The organism is Nostoc sp. CCY0012 (assembly GCF_963920855.1).
GTDB lineage: Bacteria > Cyanobacteriota > Cyanobacteriia > Cyanobacteriales > Nostocaceae > Cyanocohniella.
Map to the genome: position 1 here is coordinate 14,385 of NZ_CAWUDM010000041.1, position 16,103 is coordinate 30,487.

The following is a 16,103-nucleotide window of genomic DNA, read 5'->3' on the forward strand; positions in this document are numbered from 1 at the left end:
ACGAAACGCTACCTATACGCATAAATTTTTAAAATTTACAGTAGAGATAGCATTATTTTACTAATTTAGAAATACCTAAATAGTATTTTTCGTAATGTAAGTACTGCTCATGCTGAGATTTTCTGGTTAAAGTAATATCAAATCTCAGCTAACATTGCCAACTGTGACATTTATTGACTTAATCCATCATGTCTATTTGGATCTTTTTTCTCCTTCTTTTTATCAGGATCTTTTTTAGGTTTTTTAGCTTCTTTGTTGCCTTTTTTTTCCTTAGACATAATTGCACTCCAATATGGTGATATGTAGTCAAGAAAGGTCATTACAACGCTTTCCCTGTTGATTGATTACCCTAATTTCGCCTCTAGCATCTAACACCAAAGTTATAAACGCTATATCCTATTGAAGACCAGCGATTAGGTAGTCAAAGTAAGCGCCAACTTCGCTAGCGTCTTCTGCTGACATCATTGAGGTGACGACATTCTTCATTGCTCTGATACCTTCAGCAACAGCTTCAATGGGAGTACCAAGAGATCTATACATTTCTCTAGCACCAATAACTCCAATCTCTTGAATTGGTGTAGACTCACCTGTGACGACACTGTAAGTAATCAAGCGTAGGTAGTAATCCATGTCACGCAGACAAGTTGCAGTCATTTCCTGACCATACGCGTTACCACCAGGTGAGATGATATCTGGGCGCTTTTGAAACAGCTGATTTCCAGATTGTTTAACAATCCTCTCCCGGTTTTCGTTTAAGACCTGAACAAGACGTAGACGGCGTTCACCACTCTTGACAAAGTTCTTAATCGGCTCCATATCTCCAGGATTGAGATAGCGGGCTTCAGCATCGGCCTGTAAAATTGACTTTATAATTAGGCTCATCAACAAACTCCTTCAAAATAATGAAATTACTTCGCTTTACAGTGATTCTCAGGGGTACTTAATTAGTGGATTGACAAAAACTACTAATTAAAGATTTACCTTCTTTTGATTCACTCACGAATGGAAAGTTTAGAATGGGCCTCCCAAGCAATGAGGGTTTCTTTTACTCTTATGTGCTTGTTCTTCAGTTAGAGATTTTGCCGACTAAGTTTCAGGCGTTGGCTTAATATCTATAAATTTCTTATAATCTTCTCAACTTTTTTATTCAGGCAAGAACCGATAATTAAATAAATTATCTTTGTAATTTTTATTATAGCAGTTATATTTTCTTAAATACTTTATACAGGTAAAATACCTTATTCTCTTGTGGCTTGATACTTAGATTTTATGATTTTTGAAGTTAATTTGATACATAATTTAAGTATTGAAAAATTGGTAAAATGGCTTTTAACATTCACTACGTATACCTTTCAGCCTCAAATCTGAAAATATATATTTTCCATCTCGATTAAATACCTCCGTTTCAGCACAAACTATAGCAACAACCTAATAGCTTGTGTGGCGTAGCCATAATTATTTGCGTAGGTGGGAAGTAGAAGAAAAACTTTTTGAGTATACAGATTTTTTTCAATAATTAAATTAGGAGCCTTATATGACTGATGATTAATAATTGCTCAAATTATTCTAAAACTCAAATTACTAATCAAAATTTCTCCTGGTTACATTTTTAATAATTAATTGAGTATTAAAGTAGAATTTAAAATCTCTGACTTAATGTATAAAATATACACAGTAAAGCGATACCATATTTTACTACTGAATAATAATATGTCCACATCATTGACATGGTGTTGATTTTTTATGCCTAAATAAACCCTTAGATAGAGGGTAATATTAATAGTGCAGTCATACTTATGATTATTGCACTACTAATGTCTAAAAATATATTCACTAAGATATATTTACACATATTCATGCCTTATATGAATATAAATCTATCTAAATAGTTATTTTAAAGAAATTATTGTTTTAAGTAAGTTACCTTTTAAAAATTGGGTTAGCATTTTATATGAGGTAAGTATAGCTAAATGCCAATCTAGAAACATATTAAATAAACCAAGCTATACCGACTAATAAGCAAATTTAGGTGAAACTTTTTCATGCATTTGCCGACACCAAAGTAAACCAAAATTGCACAAAGTATTTTATGAAAGCACTATTGATTTATCCTCAATTTCCCCAGTCATTTTGGTCTTACGATCGCTTTATGAAAATCGCCGGACTCAAAGCTGTTTTGCCTCCACTAGGAATCATTACAGTAGCAGCCCTTCTACCCCAAGATTGGGAAATTAGATTTTGCGATCGCAATGTCAATCTGGAAACCGAGGCTGATTGGGAGTGGTGTGACTTAGTGATCCTCTCGGCGATGCTGGTACAAAAGCCAGACTTCCACGCCCTAATTCAAAAAGCAGTGCGCTTAGGCAAAAAAGTTGCAGTTGGTGGCCCATACCCCACCTCTGTCCCTCAAGACGCTCTTGACTCTGGAGCGCATTACCTGGTTTTGGATGAGGGGGAACTCACGATTCCCCAGTTTCTGGAAGCCCTCAATCAAGGCCAGGAGCAAGGAATATTTCGCTCTTTGGAAAAACCTGATGTTAGTCAAAGCCCGATGCCGCGTTTTGACCTACTACAACGAGATGCCTACTTGATGATGGCTATCCAGTTTTCTCGAGGTTGTCCCTTCAATTGCGAATTTTGCGACATTATTACACTTTATGGTCGTAAACCACGCACCAAAGAACCCCAGCAGGCCATAGCTGAGTTACAAGCCCTGTATGATTTAGGTTGGCGAGGGTCACTCTTCATCGTTGATGACAACTTTATTGGCAATCAGCGTAACGTTAAACGCTTCTTAAGAGAATTGATTCCTTGGGTTAAGCAGCACAATTATCCATTTACCTTCATCACTGAAGCTTCTGTCAATTTGGCAGAAGATGACGAACTTTTACAATTAATGAATGAAGCAGGTTTTTATGCGGTGTTTCTCGGTATTGAAACCCCTGACCAAGATAGCCTGCAATTAACCCAAAAGATGCAAAATACTCGCAATCCCCTCATCGAAGCCTGTCGGAAAATTAATGACGCAGGGATGCTGATATATGCCGGCTTTATCCTTGGTTTTGATGGCGAACGCCCAGGTGCAGGAGAACGAATCCAAGCTTTTGTGGAACAAACCAGTATTCCTCAACCTATGTTAGGTATCCTCCAAGCTTTGCCCAATACGGCTTTATGGAACCGGCTGCAAAAAGAGGAGCGTTTATTAGAGGGTGTTGGTGTGACTGAGCTAGGGGACCAGAATAGTTTGATGAATTTTGTCCCTACTCGTTCCGTAGCTGAAATTGCTAAGGAGTATACAGAAGGCTTCTGGAAATTATATGAACCCAGTAACTATCTCAGACGCTGTTTCCAGCAATGCCTGAGTATTAACTCGCCAGTAGAGCGAAAGCAAACTATGCAATTTTCTCCAGGTAAAGGGTTGCGGCTGGTTACTCAGTTAATCTGGCATCAAGGCTTACGGCGCCAGGAAATCCGCTGGCAGTTTTGGCAACAACTATGGACGATTTTGTGGAAAAAACCGCAAGTTCTGAATATGTATTTGGGTCTATGCGCTGCTGGCGAACATTTTTGGGAGTACCGCGCTTTAGCTAGAGAACGCATTACTCAACAAATAGGCTACGACCCACTGAGAGCGCCCGTGCTACCTGAGCCAGAACCAATGCTGGTAAAATCTTGAACTAAATAAGCGATCGCCTGGATGAAAATCATTAGTACTTACGCAAAATTCACTGGAGATAGGCGATCGCTATTCACAAAGGTACAAGATGTAAGATAAATAATAGACACTAATAACTAATAGACATGGCAGAGAGTAACCAACTAGAGATACGCCACATGAGTCCTCAAGTCAGAAAGTTAATTAAAACCTACGCTGCGGTTAATAACTGTACACAGTCGGAAATGTTAGAGCGGATGATTTTGGAATGGGATGCCCAACAAAGTGGGAGTGAACGACCACCAGGAGACGAAGACGAGTAGCTTTTGTTAATGTACCAGGCTATTCACAGAAAAATTTTCTTGAAATAGGGTCTTCCTTCAGGGATTGAATAAAATCCTTCAAAGTTAACAGGTTGCCATTTAAGGTGAACTTAGGGGTACCATTGGGAGCAACAATTATCACCTCACCATCTTTGAGCTTCATCTTATTCTTAATGCTGTCCCATAGAGTATCGAAGCTCTCATCATCCTTGCAACCATTAGCTTCCAGGAATTTTTGCCGTACTTCGGTTTTTAGCGATCGCACTTCTGCTGCTTGGGTGCGTTCTTCAAAGTGCTTAAGGACATCTTCAGAAACATTTTCTCTCAAAATTTTGTTTTCCGCCTGAACTTGCTCCAATTGGATTTTTAGAGCTTGCAGTTGTGAAATTAAAGCGGCTGATCTTTGGTATTCACCTTTTAAGGCGAGTTTTGCATTGGCTAACAAAACTTGGGTATCTAGCTGCTGTTGGTTTTGACTTTTTTCAGGTTCCATTTTTACCACTTGTATTATTCCTTCAAGAGTTACTTGTAACGAAAATAACTACTGAAAATAAAGATATCTAGAGACGAAATTTAAAAATGCTTTGATGGGATTTGATAAAAAATATCCCCAAACTTCTGTAGTGCGGGCATCTTGCCCGCTAATCATTTTAGTTCACAACAACTATGTGAGATTGTTAGCTAAACCGACCAAACTGCGAAGATGCCCATTTTGAGCAAATCGCTCTGTTAAAATTTGTTGATAAACGGCTTCATAGCCATCAGTCATTTGCCGAGTGCTGAAATAGTCTTCGATATGTTGCCGACAAGTATGGCGATCTAACTGAGTTACCTGATCAATAGCACTAATGCACTCTTGAATGTTATCGCAGAGGTAACCAGTCTTCCCGTGTTCAATCACCTCGACAGTAGCTCCCATTTTCATGGCAATTACTGGCGTACCAGAAGCCATTGACTCAATCATTACCAACCCAAACGGTTCGCGCCAAGTAATGGGAAACAAAGTTGCTACTGCACCGCCCATCAGAGCATTCTTTTGAGCATGATTAGCTTCACCTAGATACTCAATTTGCTGAGAGTCAATGTGTGGTTTGATTTCCTTCTCAAAGTATTCCACATCAACGACATCCACCTTCCCTGCCATTTTCAACCGCCAGCCAGCTTTTTTAGCAATTTCTATTGCTAAGTGCGCTCCCTTCTCTGGAGATATCCGACCCAGAAATGCTAGGTATGGAGGATCTTTTGGTTGGGCATGAAACTCATAACTGCTGACATCAATCCCGTTATATACAGTTGCTATGTAGTTCAGTCCTAACCTTGGTTCCCTTTGTGTATGGGAAATACTAACGTAGGGTTGATCTTTAGCAAATTTAAACATTTTTTCGTTGTCTGGGGTGAAGATCCCATGCAACGTGTGAACTGTAGGCGTTTTGACTAGATGCGCGTAGGATAACGCCCCAAGCCCCGTGTGGGCGTGAATAATATCAAATTTGTCCGCCCGTTCATAAGCTGAAGCTAAATTTAGCATCTCGTAGATGCTGCAATCTTTGACAGTAGAATCAAGTCTGAGCGCACGGGGATGAACTGACACAAGCTTTGCCAGACTGATAGAATCTCCCGATGCAAATAAGGTTACTTCGTGTCCGCGTCTGACTAATTCATCGGTTAGCAACCCTACTACTAACTCAATGCCGCCATAAGCTGGGGGCGGTACTCTCTCCCATAAGGGAGCTATCTGAGCAATTCGCATCACAAACCTCTAAAAAATTTAGACTTTATGAAAAAATGTTATTTTGTGTTTAAATAGTGTTTAGAATCAATTTCATTTAATAATAAACACTCAATAACAAGACAAATTCTTCTTAAACATTCTCTTACCAAGTTTATGCTTAAATTTATATATATATTTTCTGTTTTATATAGGGAAATCCCTCTGTATTTAAGAGGTAAATAAGTTCTAATTTACGAGAAAACTGTGCTTATGTAAGAGTTTTTTTAAGGAATTTTTTGCTTAATTCTATTTATATACAATGGCTAAACTCTAGATAAATAGAGAACTTCAGGCAAATATTCTCTGTTATTAACTGCTAATTATTTAACTCCTAAAGATAATTTAAAGAATAAATTGTGCATATTCCTTCCGGGCGGCTTTCCGTACTTTAAAACTGAGAAGGAGACGCAAAAACAAAATCCCCCTCAGACTTAGCATGGTGTGCAATCTTTGTACTGAGAGGGTTTGATTATTTTCTTAACTTTATATGTCTTAATAGAAACAAGAGTAACGTAATCCTAACGTATTTTCGTTATTGCGACCGTAAGGAAGCAATCTCAAAACCTTGGTTTTCGTAGCGAGTGCGTAAGTCCTAAGAGATAATTAAAGATATTTTTTGGTAAGTATTTTTAAGATAAAAATTTATATCCAGTTCAAGAGTTATCTATTGTCGTTAACTTGGCTGTTTCGACTCTAGAAGACTGGGGAAGGCTGAGTTGAGTAGAAGTGCGATCGCGGCTGCTAGTTATGATTCATCCAAAGTTATACTGCGAAACAGTCACTATGGACAGAGTTAGCAAGCAGCCACGTTTTACCCAAAAAAGTAATCAATCGCACCTAAAATAATGGCTATAAAGACCATTGGATTGAGTAAATGAGGAATTAGGGAATTTTTGGGAATTAAAAATTAAAACCCAAAATTTTGTGATTTTTAATGTTTTAACTCCTATCCCCAATGGCTCAATTTGTAGTTTGTGCAGCTAGCATCTGTTTGAGCTTTTCTAATTCAGAAGCCCAGCGTGGATCTGGACGAATGGTGTCTGAGTCACTACTTGTACTAGTTTCACGGACACCGCCGCCGCCACGTCGAGACTTCTTAGCACCTTTCTCACGACGACTGCTTTCTTTGTTGGTGTTAGGAACGGGATGACTACCCGCAGCACTACTAGCAACTTTAGGTGCTTGTTGCTCCTCACCCTCTTCACCTTTGGTTCGAGGTAATGCTTTTTCTAGCTTGATAGGAGTCTCTTTGAACAATTGACCATTATATTTTTCAATAATTTGATCAGCTTGTTCGTCATTGTTAACTGTGAGAAAACCGAAACCACGACATTTGCCTGTTTTTCGGTCTTTAATCAGTTTCGTAGTGACAGCATCACCTTCTTCCGCAAAGACTGCTTGCAGATCTTGACGGTCTATTTCTTCTTTTGGCAAATTGCCTATATATAGGCGAACGGACATGAACTATACCTCCAGAGTTGAATGAACATGGCAAGGCAAGAAAACAATAACTTGGCTTTGGCTTTAGCTTTGGTTGCTAAATAAATGCTATTTACCAAGACTGCCATAAACCAAATTTTTTACTCCAAACTGTCAACCTATACAATACAGTTTTTCGTTGGGATCAAGCTTGTTTAATATGAAAGCGCACACAACGCTTAGCTAATACCAGCTTAATTCTAAGAATTGTAAATTTATTAGCCCACTGCCTGCTAAATTGAATATCTTCTTTGATGACCTTGCCCGCGGAATTAAATACCATTCTCTACATTACCACGGTATTATCTACGTAGCTAGTTCAACGCACACATTTTCGATAATATCATGATGGAATCGTAGCACAACATACATTTTTTTCTCAAGAGTGAATATTAGAAACAAAAACCAGCCGTCGGCTGGTTGATTTTTTGCTGTGTTGGCAGAATAAAACGGATATATTGGCGTAAAATAGCTGATTTTGAAAACCAACTTCTAGTGTTAAGTTACATTAACTACTGGGAATTGTGTTAACAAATGTAACATTTGCCTACTAATTTTGCAACTTTTCTTCACATTTAGCTGGGGAGTGGGAAAGGTGGAATAAAGAATTGGAGCAAGTAGATCAGGTTTAGCCAGTGAGAAAAATGTATGCGCCCCAAGCCTGAGCAGCGATCGCCACAACAGTAGACCAGATGGGATGAGGGCTGTGAATGGTTTTACCGCTTTGAGTTTGTACCGTGTGGATATCAATCCAGGGTGTTGCACTCTGGCGGAACCAGCCTGTGACGATAACTTGCCGACCAATTAAATCCTGGGGATTAACTGACTGTCCTAAGTAAGTGTGGTGTAATTTTACTAACCCTGTACTGCACTGTAAAATTAAATCTTGTCCTAAACAATTGGCAATACCTGGACGACCTAATAGTTTGCCGACCAGACACACGCTGATGCTATCAATAGGAATACCAGACGGATTAGTTAATAAGCTGGGTAGAAGTTCAGCATTTTGCACACTGGCCGTTTTGATATCGGGAAAAAAAGAATTCATTCGGAACACCATACCGATGCTAAAGCCAATCAGTAGGCAACCCGTGACAAAAGACCAATCTTCGTATATCCACTTTAAATTTAAAATCTTCAGCGCGAAAGCAGTCTGCCAGGTTAGCCAAATTAAACCGGCAAACACAGCACCTAGCGGGATACCCACAAAAGGAGCAATGTTTAATAAGAAGGCGTGACGCTTTACCTTAGCAGTTTGTTGACTAGTCAGATGTAATTCGGTGTCTATATGCCAGTGACGGGCGATTTGATTGAGGCGTTGAATGCGATCGCCTATTAAGGGATGGCTATTGCTAAAGGTAAACCAGCGGCGATAGGGGTTGACTGTATCCCACATCAAAATCGATTCAAAGGGTAAATGACCTGCAATACTACCCAAAGAAAGACTTTGCTGATAACTGACTGGTAACAGGAGATTTAAACTTTCTAAATACCCACTAGTATGTTCGGTTCTTTGGACATCACTAGAAATTCCCATAGCAATTTTGAGTAAAGCACGCGTCAGGGCATTGGGATTGCCAGTGATTTCTGCGGCCAGGCGATCGCTATAATAAAGCCTTAACCGCGACAGCCATAAAGCCAAACTAGTTAATAAACACCAAAATCCATAAATGACGCTAGCCAAAATAGTGATTGGTCTACACCAAATTCCTGAGGCTTTTTTGTTTCCCCAGGCTGATATTTGCTGATATAACCCATAAATTGGTAATGACACCAGCAACACCAATGACATGACCACAATATCCCAGTGGGAAATATGCCCTAGCTGTGTGCCATAAATCGTGGCAATTTCATCATCTGCCAGTTGATCTAATAGCCCTTGACTAACTACAATGCGAGCGTTACGGCATAAATAGCCATAAGTCAGTGCCACTGGTGCATCTATGGGCAAAATTCGGAGTTTAGGTGATTGCCAGCGACGCTGTTGGCAGTAACGTTGTAGTACCCTAGCTGTTTCCCGACTGTAGCCATGTAAGACATCTTTGGGTAACTCTCGCTGACCATAAAAGGTTGTCATTAGCCAATCCAGCAACCAAGGTGATAGTCCGATCATGATGAACAAAACTATCAACAAAAATGAAGTAGGGTTGCGATAGAGAAACTGTAATGGCTGTAAATATGGTAATTTGACTAAAGTATAGTTAGTCACACCCATAGCAAATTTGAGGACTTCTCGCAGTACCCAAAACAAAGCCATGAATGTTCCGGCTGCTAACAATCGCAAGGGAATTAACTTAGGCTTCCGCAACGGCTGCCATACCTTGGCGCGTTTTGCCTGTCGCCAATAAACACTGGATTGTGGCGCTTGTGTATAGCTAGTAGAACCTAAAAACCCCCCTGTGTTGCTGGATGATTCTTCGATGATTTTGGGGCGGTAATTAGCCGAGGGTATGGCTGTATTGCGCCAACCACCTGGAGGCACAACCGATGAATTGCCAGAGTTTGTAGTTTCTGCTACTGTATCTTTGGGTTGCGGTTTTGATGTCGTGGTGTTTTGAGAATTATCAAAAGCAACAAACCCCGTTGGAGATTTTTTTGACTCTTTGCTACTTTTTTTAGCTTTTGTCAAGTGAGCCAGAGCAGTTTTAGCCCACTCCTGGACTTGTTGATTTTCGCTTTCAGTGAGAGTTTGACACAGGGCGATCGCCTTGCGGAGTTGCCCACTGCGTGCATAAGCCATCACTAAACCAACACGGGCTTGTAACCTAGCGGTAGCATTTTCAGAGCTACTCGCCACGGGTGTGAGTTTAGCGATCGCTGTTTGATAATTTCCTTGCTTGAGGGCTACTAAACCGGCCTCCAAAGACAATTCGACATGTGTTGGCATAGCGTCTCGTAGAGAAGGCATAGAAAATTTGGCACTTTAATCGCTGCTAACTGATCCACGGTTGTACAACAGCGCGAATCTCTGATGCCGTGGTCATCAATTGCGCCCGGTTAGTCCCAGCAAGTGAATTATTCTTCCACAGGTTGACCAGAATATACCGGGGCGATCGCACTTAATTTTAAGTCTGGATGATCTCCCTGTAACTGTTGACAATTCCATTCATTACGGAATAGCAAAACTGGGCGTCCCATACTGTCTTTGACTGTAGTGGTGTTAAAAATACGTCCCACCTTATTCAAAGCTTCCCAACCACCTTCAACCCAACGAGCGACGCTGTAGGGCAATAAGTCTAATATGGTTTCTACACCATACTCGTTTTGTAAGCGAAACTGCACCACTTCAAATTGCAACTGACCCACTGCGGCCATAATGGGATCGCGTTTGGCTTCATCAGCTGAATACATAATTTGGACTGCACCTTCTTCGCGCAACTCCGAGATGCCTTTTTGGAATTGCTTAAATTTTGAGGGGTTGGGGTTTCTGAGGGTAGCAAACAATTCAGGTGAAAAATAGGGAATCCCTTCATATTCCAGTTTTGTCCCTGTGTAAATGGTATCGCCAATGGCAAACACACCTGGATTGTTTAAACCAATCACATCGCCAGGATAAGCTACATCAATGGATTCTCGTTCCTGGGCAAACAGTTTTTGTGGGCGAGAAAGACGGACGACTTTGCCAGTGCGTGCATGATTCACTGTCATATCTTTTTCAAACTTTCCTGTGCAAACCCGGATAAATGCCACGCGATCGCGGTGTTTTGGGTCCATGTTCGCTTGCAGTTTGAAGACAAACCCCGAAAAATCCGGGTACGTAGGGGGAACTTCACCCACACTACTTTGATGAGCGCCAGGCTTGAGTGCATACTTCAGGAAATAATTCAGGAATAACTCTACCCCAAAGTTCGTCATGGCGCTACCAAAAAACACAGGGGTCATTTTGCCTTGATGTACCAATTCCAAATCTAGTTCTGGTCCCACACCATCTAAAAGTTCTAGATCATTTTTCAGTTGGTGATAAAGTTCCTCTTCTAACAGTTCCTCAATTTTGGCATCACCTAAATCTACAGTCGTATCGCGGGCTTCCCGGCTACCGTGGGCGCTACGTTCAAACAGATGGATTTTTTGTTCGTGTCGGTCAAAGACACCTTTAAAGCGATCGCCCATACCAATGGGCCAATTAACTGCATAAGTCTGTAAACCTAATTCTTGTTCAATCTCATCCAACAGTTCTAATGCTTCCCTACCCGGACGGTCGAGTTTATTGACAAATGTAAAGATAGGTAAACCCCGCAGCTTACACACTTCAAATAATTTCCGCGTCTGGGGTTCCAAACCTTTAGCCACATCAATCAGCATCACTGCATTATCAGCGGCAGCTAAGGTACGATAAGTATCTTCACTAAAATCTTGGTGTCCGGGTGTGTCTAGTAAATTGATCTGACAATTTTGGTATGCAAACTGCAATACCGTCGAGGTAATGGAAATACCCCGTTGTTGTTCCATTGCCATCCAGTCCGAAGTAGCCTTACGCTGCGCCCTCCTGGCCTTAACAGCGCCAGCTTCGTGAATAGCACCCCCGTATAACAGGAGTTTTTCTGTAAGTGTAGTTTTACCCGCATCAGGGTGAGAAATAATCGCAAAATTACGACGAAGTTCCACTGCATCATGCAGTTCCGTCTGAATTTCAGTTGACATAACTGTACTGGTTTCCTTGTTACTTAACTTATCTTAATTTTTTTCTACTATAGTGAGTGTTTTAATCTTAAAACAACGACGATCATGATAGGCTCTTAATATCACCAACAATTTTAGTTAGTGAAAAAAATGTATAAGATAGATACAAAAAATTCTGCTTTTTTGGTAACGCCTTTGTATCTGTCAGACGGCCTACTGCCATTTTATTAGTTACCAATGATTCAGATATCTGCTGCATGAGAGACTAATAATATTTAAGTAATAGTCTCAATGTTTAGCAGCACAGACAAAATTTTTACTATCGTTTAATTTTCCGAATTTTTAACACCAATGCTCATATTTGGATATCAAAAATAGGAGATTAAGAATGGGATGATTGCCCAATACCTAATATCCGATTTTCTCATGATGAATTTGATGAATTTTTTGTTGGGTTGGATAGATATCGACCCAGATGTAAAATACAAAATTGCCCCACAACTTCATAAAGAGTAGGGCAAGGACAGTTAAGCACTGTTTGTAGTGTGTCCGACAGCAGAAAAAACTTTACCTGCTTTTGTGACGCTTTGTTTTGTGTCCATTGCGTTATTTTTCTTTGCAAAACTCTATGTATCCCACTCATCGTCCCCGTCGTCTGCGTACCCATCCCCAACTGCGCCGGATGGTACGTGAAACTGTGTTAACAACCAGTGACTTAATTTACCCACTTTTTGCTGTAGCCGGTTCAGGAATTGCCCAAGAAGTCAAATCCATGCCTGGAGTCTACCAATTATCGGTAGATAAAATTGTCGAAGAAGCAAAAGCAGTATATGACCTAGGAATCCCCGCCATTATTCTTTTTGGCATTCCTGAAGACAAAGATGTCGATGCTACTGGTGCTTGGCATGATTGCGGTATTGTGCAAAAAGCGGCAACTGCGGTAAAGGCAGCAGTACCAGACTTGATTGTCATTGCTGATACTTGTTTATGTGAATACACTAGTCACGGTCACTGCGGTTATCTGCAAGTTGGTGATTTAACAGGCAGAGTCCTCAATGACCCTACCTTAGAATTACTGAAAAAAACTGCGGTTTCCCAAGCCAATGCAGGTGCAGATATCATTGCTCCTTCGGGAATGATGGACGGCTTTGTCCACGCAATTCGTGAAGGTTTGGATGCAGCAGGATTTCAAGATATACCGATTTTATCTTATGCTGCTAAGTATGCTTCGGCTTACTATGGCCCATTCCGCGATGCAGCAGATTCGACACCGCAATTCGGCGACAGAAGAACTTACCAAATGGACCCAGGTAATACCCGCGAAGCCATTAGAGAAATCGAACTAGATATAGCCGAAGGTGCAGATATGCTGATGGTGAAACCAGCCTTGGCATATATGGATATCATTTGGCGTGTTAAGGAGGCGTGTAACTTACCCGTTGCGGCTTACAACGTGTCTGGTGAGTATTCAATGGTAAAAGCTGCGGCGCTTAATGGTTGGATTGATGAAAAGCGTGTGGTGATGGAAACTTTAACTGGGTTTAAACGTGCGGGCGCTGATTTAATTTTGACTTACCATGCTAAAGAAGCGGCGCGGTGGTTACGGTAAGGTAAGTGAATAATCAGAATTTAAGAAATCTCACGCAAAGGCAAGGCAGCGCGGTCTTGGGGGTTTCCCCCATAAGCGACTGCCGCGCAAAGACGCAAAGTATTTATTTGGGTTTTGGTGTCTAGACGTGAGATTTTTGTGAATCTAGCTATGTAATAATACGTAAATAGACGATTTCCATGTTTGCCAGAGTGGAAGGCGATCGCTTATAAAAGAAGTAGTTAATAAATTTTTGCTGATCGACATTTATTGTCAATTGATTTAATAAAAACTTTGATATTTCAAGTGGAGCATGGGATATAGATATGCAAGTCTTGAGAGAGCGTGCGGGGCTTACCCGTGCAGAAGTTGCCTTCAGGCTTGCAATCAGTGAAACCAGTGTGCGTAACTGGGAAGCTGGGCGGACTGAACCCACCATGACACCAAAAAAATATTTAGATGCTTTGCGTTTGTTTAAATGCACACCTGAAGAATTGGCCATAGCCAGCGAAAAATCTATTAATCAGCAACATAAACGCAAACCAGGCAGACCCAGACGCTTCCGTGAAAATCAAGAATTAACTATCTAAATTGAATTAAATGTAAAATGCTGATCCAGAATTAGTTTTATCTAGATGAGAATGGGAATGTCGAGTTGATGTGGATGTCAATAAGTGATGGTAACAATTACATCAATGATGGTAGTTGCTGTGTCATTACTGCTCGACGAGTGGGAATATTGATTTCTGTCACGAAATGTTTCCCAGTGGATGCATAAAAAACCAGTAAAGTTTCGTCATCTGGTTGATGAGTTCCTACTAATTTGTCAACTTGGCGGATAACTTCTGTAAAATTCGCTCCTGAAGCTTCCGAAACAGCAATGGTTTTTTGGTCTTCTCTGGTGAGGCGCTGATCATTATTACTATCAGTAGTCACGACTTCATACCAAATCCCCTGCACCTTGTTGAATAAATCTCCCGTCGGCATTTGTTGACCTAGTTTTTCATATCGCAGAAACAAAAAATTATTATTAGGAATCAACTTTTGTGCTGACTTATCGCTAGTATTAAAAAATAAGAAATTCCGAATAATCGATGTTTCTTTGTCATAATATGACTGACGGTAGTGTTTTTGATATCTGATAGTTGCCATCAGGTAAGGTGTGTCTTTCAAGGATTCAAAGGCATCTAAACTCATGTCTACCAGTTTATGAGTATCAGTTTCAAGGTTGACAAGGCTAGAAATAGAACGTTCCCGAAATAAATTTTCATAGATCCGATAAGCTGTGTAGCCTAATACTGCCAAGGCTGTCAGTCCAACAACCAAGAAAATCATAGCTTTAACAGACGTAAGCAAACTGAACAATCGGGATCTACTCATTGTTTAAAGTCTTAATAATCACAAGATGCCGGGAAACTATATATGTTGTGATTCATATAATAATTTCAGGGTTATAGCTGTTGGCTACAGCATATGTACTGCTATTTCCAGATGGGGCAGAAACTAGAAAATTATTTTTCGGCTATTACACCTTAGAGACAGAATAGAATTATAAGTCGGATTATCTTTGATCTCTAACTGGTGCGATCGCTCACGATATTCGCGCTCGACAGCACGATAAGATTCTAAAACAATAGTTGTCAAAAAGGTTTAAATGGCTGAAACACTATTTTTTAACGCTCTGAGGGAAGCCATTGATGAAGAAATGGCGCGTGATTCCAGCGTATTTGTCCTGGGTGAAGACGTAGGACACTATGGTGGTTCCTACAAAGTTACCAAAGACCTATACAAAAAATATGGCGAACTCCGCGTTCTCGACACCCCCATTGCCGAAAACAGTTTTACTGGCATAGCAGTGGGCGCAGCCATGACTGGATTGCGACCGATAATTGAAGGCATGAACATGGGCTTTTTGCTCCTAGCCTTTAACCAAATCTCCAACAACGCGGGAATGCTTCGCTACACTTCCGGTGGTAACTTTAAAATTCCTATGGTAATTCGCGGCCCAGGCGGTGTAGGTAGACAGCTAGGGGCTGAACATTCTCAACGATTAGAAGCTTACTTTCAAGCAGTACCGGGATTAAAAATTGTCGCTTGTTCCACACCTTACAACGCCAAAGGTCTTCTAAAAGCGGCTATTCGTGACGATAACCCAGTGTTGTTTTTTGAACACGTTTTGCTTTACAACTTAAAAGAAGAATTACCACAAGAAGAATACCTGCTGCCTTTAGATAAAGCAGAAGTGGTGCGTCAAGGCAAAGATGTGACAATCCTCACTTACTCACGGATGCGCCATCATGTATTGCAAGCCGTGAAAACTTTAGAAAAACAAGGTTTTGATCCAGAAGTTATTGACCTGATATCCCTCAAGCCTTTAGATTTTGATACCATCGGTGCATCCATACGCAAAACCCATCGAGTCATTATTGTCGAAGAGTGTATGAGAACCGGGGGAATTGGTGCAGAACTCATTGCCTCAATTAATGACCGCTTATTTGATGAATTGGACGCACCTGTACTGCGCCTTTCTTCTCAAGATATCCCCACACCTTACAACGGCAACCTGGAACGACTAACAATTGTCCAACCAGAACAAATAGTTGAAGCTGTGGAAAAAATGGTGGCGATGCGAGTTTAATTAATAGGGAGTGGGGAGTAGGGAGTGGG

General features: G+C 40.7%; 12 protein-coding genes. 5 read left to right on the top strand and 7 right to left on the bottom strand.

The annotated features are described in order from the left end of the window. Nucleotides 1-396 precede the first annotated feature (396 nt). Nucleotides 397-882, bottom strand: a complete 486-nt coding sequence (locus ACM0OS_RS13725; RefSeq protein WP_414543747.1) for an allophycocyanin — start codon at nucleotides 880-882, stop codon at nucleotides 397-399. 1,207 nt (nucleotides 883-2,089) lie between these two features. Here ACM0OS_RS13725 and ACM0OS_RS13730 point away from each other — a divergent pair. After that, complete coding sequence (locus ACM0OS_RS13730; RefSeq protein WP_414543748.1) at nucleotides 2,090-3,676, top strand: B12-binding domain-containing radical SAM protein; 1,587 nt, start codon at nucleotides 2,090-2,092, stop codon at nucleotides 3,674-3,676. Between the two features lie 125 nt (nucleotides 3,677-3,801). Beyond that, entirely contained in the window at nucleotides 3,802-3,978 is a 177-nt protein-coding gene (locus ACM0OS_RS13735) for a hypothetical protein (protein ID WP_414543749.1), read from the top strand. A 19-nt stretch (nucleotides 3,979-3,997) separates the two neighbouring features. On the opposite strand, the gene ACM0OS_RS13740 is transcribed toward ACM0OS_RS13735, so the two are convergent. The 5 genes from ACM0OS_RS13740 to prfC form a co-directional block, all read right to left on the bottom strand. Next, entirely contained in the window at nucleotides 3,998-4,471 is a 474-nt protein-coding gene (locus tag ACM0OS_RS13740; protein ID WP_414543750.1) for a hypothetical protein, read from the bottom strand. Nucleotides 4,472-4,642: 171 nt separating this feature from the next. Beyond that, a complete protein-coding gene (locus ACM0OS_RS13745) occupies nucleotides 4,643-5,728 on the bottom strand; it encodes a glycosyltransferase family 4 protein (RefSeq protein WP_414543751.1) in 1,086 nt (361 codons plus the stop codon). A 981-nt stretch (nucleotides 5,729-6,709) separates the two neighbouring features. Beyond that, nucleotides 6,710-7,210, bottom strand: a complete 501-nt coding sequence (locus ACM0OS_RS13750; protein ID WP_414543752.1) for an RNA recognition motif domain-containing protein — start codon at nucleotides 7,208-7,210, stop codon at nucleotides 6,710-6,712. A 646-nt stretch (nucleotides 7,211-7,856) separates the two neighbouring features. Next, nucleotides 7,857-10,115 (bottom strand): M48 family metalloprotease, encoded by a 2,259-nt coding sequence (locus tag ACM0OS_RS13755; RefSeq protein WP_414543753.1) that lies wholly within the window; start codon nucleotides 10,113-10,115, stop codon nucleotides 7,857-7,859. Between the two features lie 128 nt (nucleotides 10,116-10,243). Then, nucleotides 10,244-11,869, bottom strand: a complete 1,626-nt coding sequence (gene prfC / locus ACM0OS_RS13760; protein WP_414543754.1) for a peptide chain release factor 3 — start codon at nucleotides 11,867-11,869, stop codon at nucleotides 10,244-10,246. A 607-nt stretch (nucleotides 11,870-12,476) separates the two neighbouring features. On the opposite strand from prfC, the gene hemB reads away from it, so the two are divergent. Together hemB and ACM0OS_RS13770 are read left to right on the top strand one after the other, a co-directional pair. Next, entirely contained in the window at nucleotides 12,477-13,457 is a 981-nt protein-coding gene (gene hemB / locus ACM0OS_RS13765; RefSeq protein ID WP_414543755.1) for a porphobilinogen synthase, read from the top strand. A 299-nt stretch (nucleotides 13,458-13,756) separates the two neighbouring features. Beyond that, complete coding sequence (locus tag ACM0OS_RS13770; protein WP_414543778.1) at nucleotides 13,757-14,026, top strand: helix-turn-helix domain-containing protein; 270 nt, start codon at nucleotides 13,757-13,759, stop codon at nucleotides 14,024-14,026. 97 nt (nucleotides 14,027-14,123) lie between these two features. Here ACM0OS_RS13770 and ACM0OS_RS13775 read toward each other — a convergent pair whose 3' ends face one another. Continuing rightward, on the bottom strand, nucleotides 14,124-14,771 hold the full coding sequence (locus ACM0OS_RS13775; protein WP_414543756.1) for a hypothetical protein: 648 nt from the start codon (nucleotides 14,769-14,771) through the stop codon (nucleotides 14,124-14,126). Between the two features lie 319 nt (nucleotides 14,772-15,090). On the opposite strand from ACM0OS_RS13775, the gene ACM0OS_RS13780 reads away from it, so the two are divergent. Continuing rightward, nucleotides 15,091-16,074, top strand: a complete 984-nt coding sequence (locus ACM0OS_RS13780; protein ID WP_414543757.1) for an alpha-ketoacid dehydrogenase subunit beta — start codon at nucleotides 15,091-15,093, stop codon at nucleotides 16,072-16,074. Nucleotides 16,075-16,103: the final 29 nt, after the last annotated feature.

Bases quoted from the DNA above. Each gene is read 5' to 3' on its own strand.
- ACM0OS_RS13750 (WP_414543752.1), bottom strand. From the start codon at position 7,210: ATGTCCGTTCGCCTATATATAGGCAATTTGCCAAAAGAAGAAATAGAC.
- ACM0OS_RS13735 (WP_414543749.1), top strand. From the start codon at position 3,802: ATGGCAGAGAGTAACCAACTAGAGATACGCCACATGAGTCCTCAAGTC.
- ACM0OS_RS13745 (WP_414543751.1), bottom strand. From the start codon at position 5,728: ATGCGAATTGCTCAGATAGCTCCCTTATGGGAGAGAGTACCGCCCCCA.
- ACM0OS_RS13740 (WP_414543750.1), bottom strand. From the start codon at position 4,471: ATGGAACCTGAAAAAAGTCAAAACCAACAGCAGCTAGATACCCAAGTT.
- ACM0OS_RS13755 (WP_414543753.1), bottom strand. From the start codon at position 10,115: ATGCCAACACATGTCGAATTGTCTTTGGAGGCCGGTTTAGTAGCCCTC.
- ACM0OS_RS13730 (WP_414543748.1), top strand. From the start codon at position 2,090: ATGAAAGCACTATTGATTTATCCTCAATTTCCCCAGTCATTTTGGTCT.
- hemB (WP_414543755.1), top strand. From the start codon at position 12,477: ATGTATCCCACTCATCGTCCCCGTCGTCTGCGTACCCATCCCCAACTG.
- ACM0OS_RS13725 (WP_414543747.1), bottom strand. From the start codon at position 882: ATGAGCCTAATTATAAAGTCAATTTTACAGGCCGATGCTGAAGCCCGC.
- ACM0OS_RS13780 (WP_414543757.1), top strand. From the start codon at position 15,091: ATGGCTGAAACACTATTTTTTAACGCTCTGAGGGAAGCCATTGATGAA.
- ACM0OS_RS13775 (WP_414543756.1), bottom strand. From the start codon at position 14,771: ATGATTTTCTTGGTTGTTGGACTGACAGCCTTGGCAGTATTAGGCTAC.
- prfC (WP_414543754.1), bottom strand. From the start codon at position 11,869: ATGTCAACTGAAATTCAGACGGAACTGCATGATGCAGTGGAACTTCGT.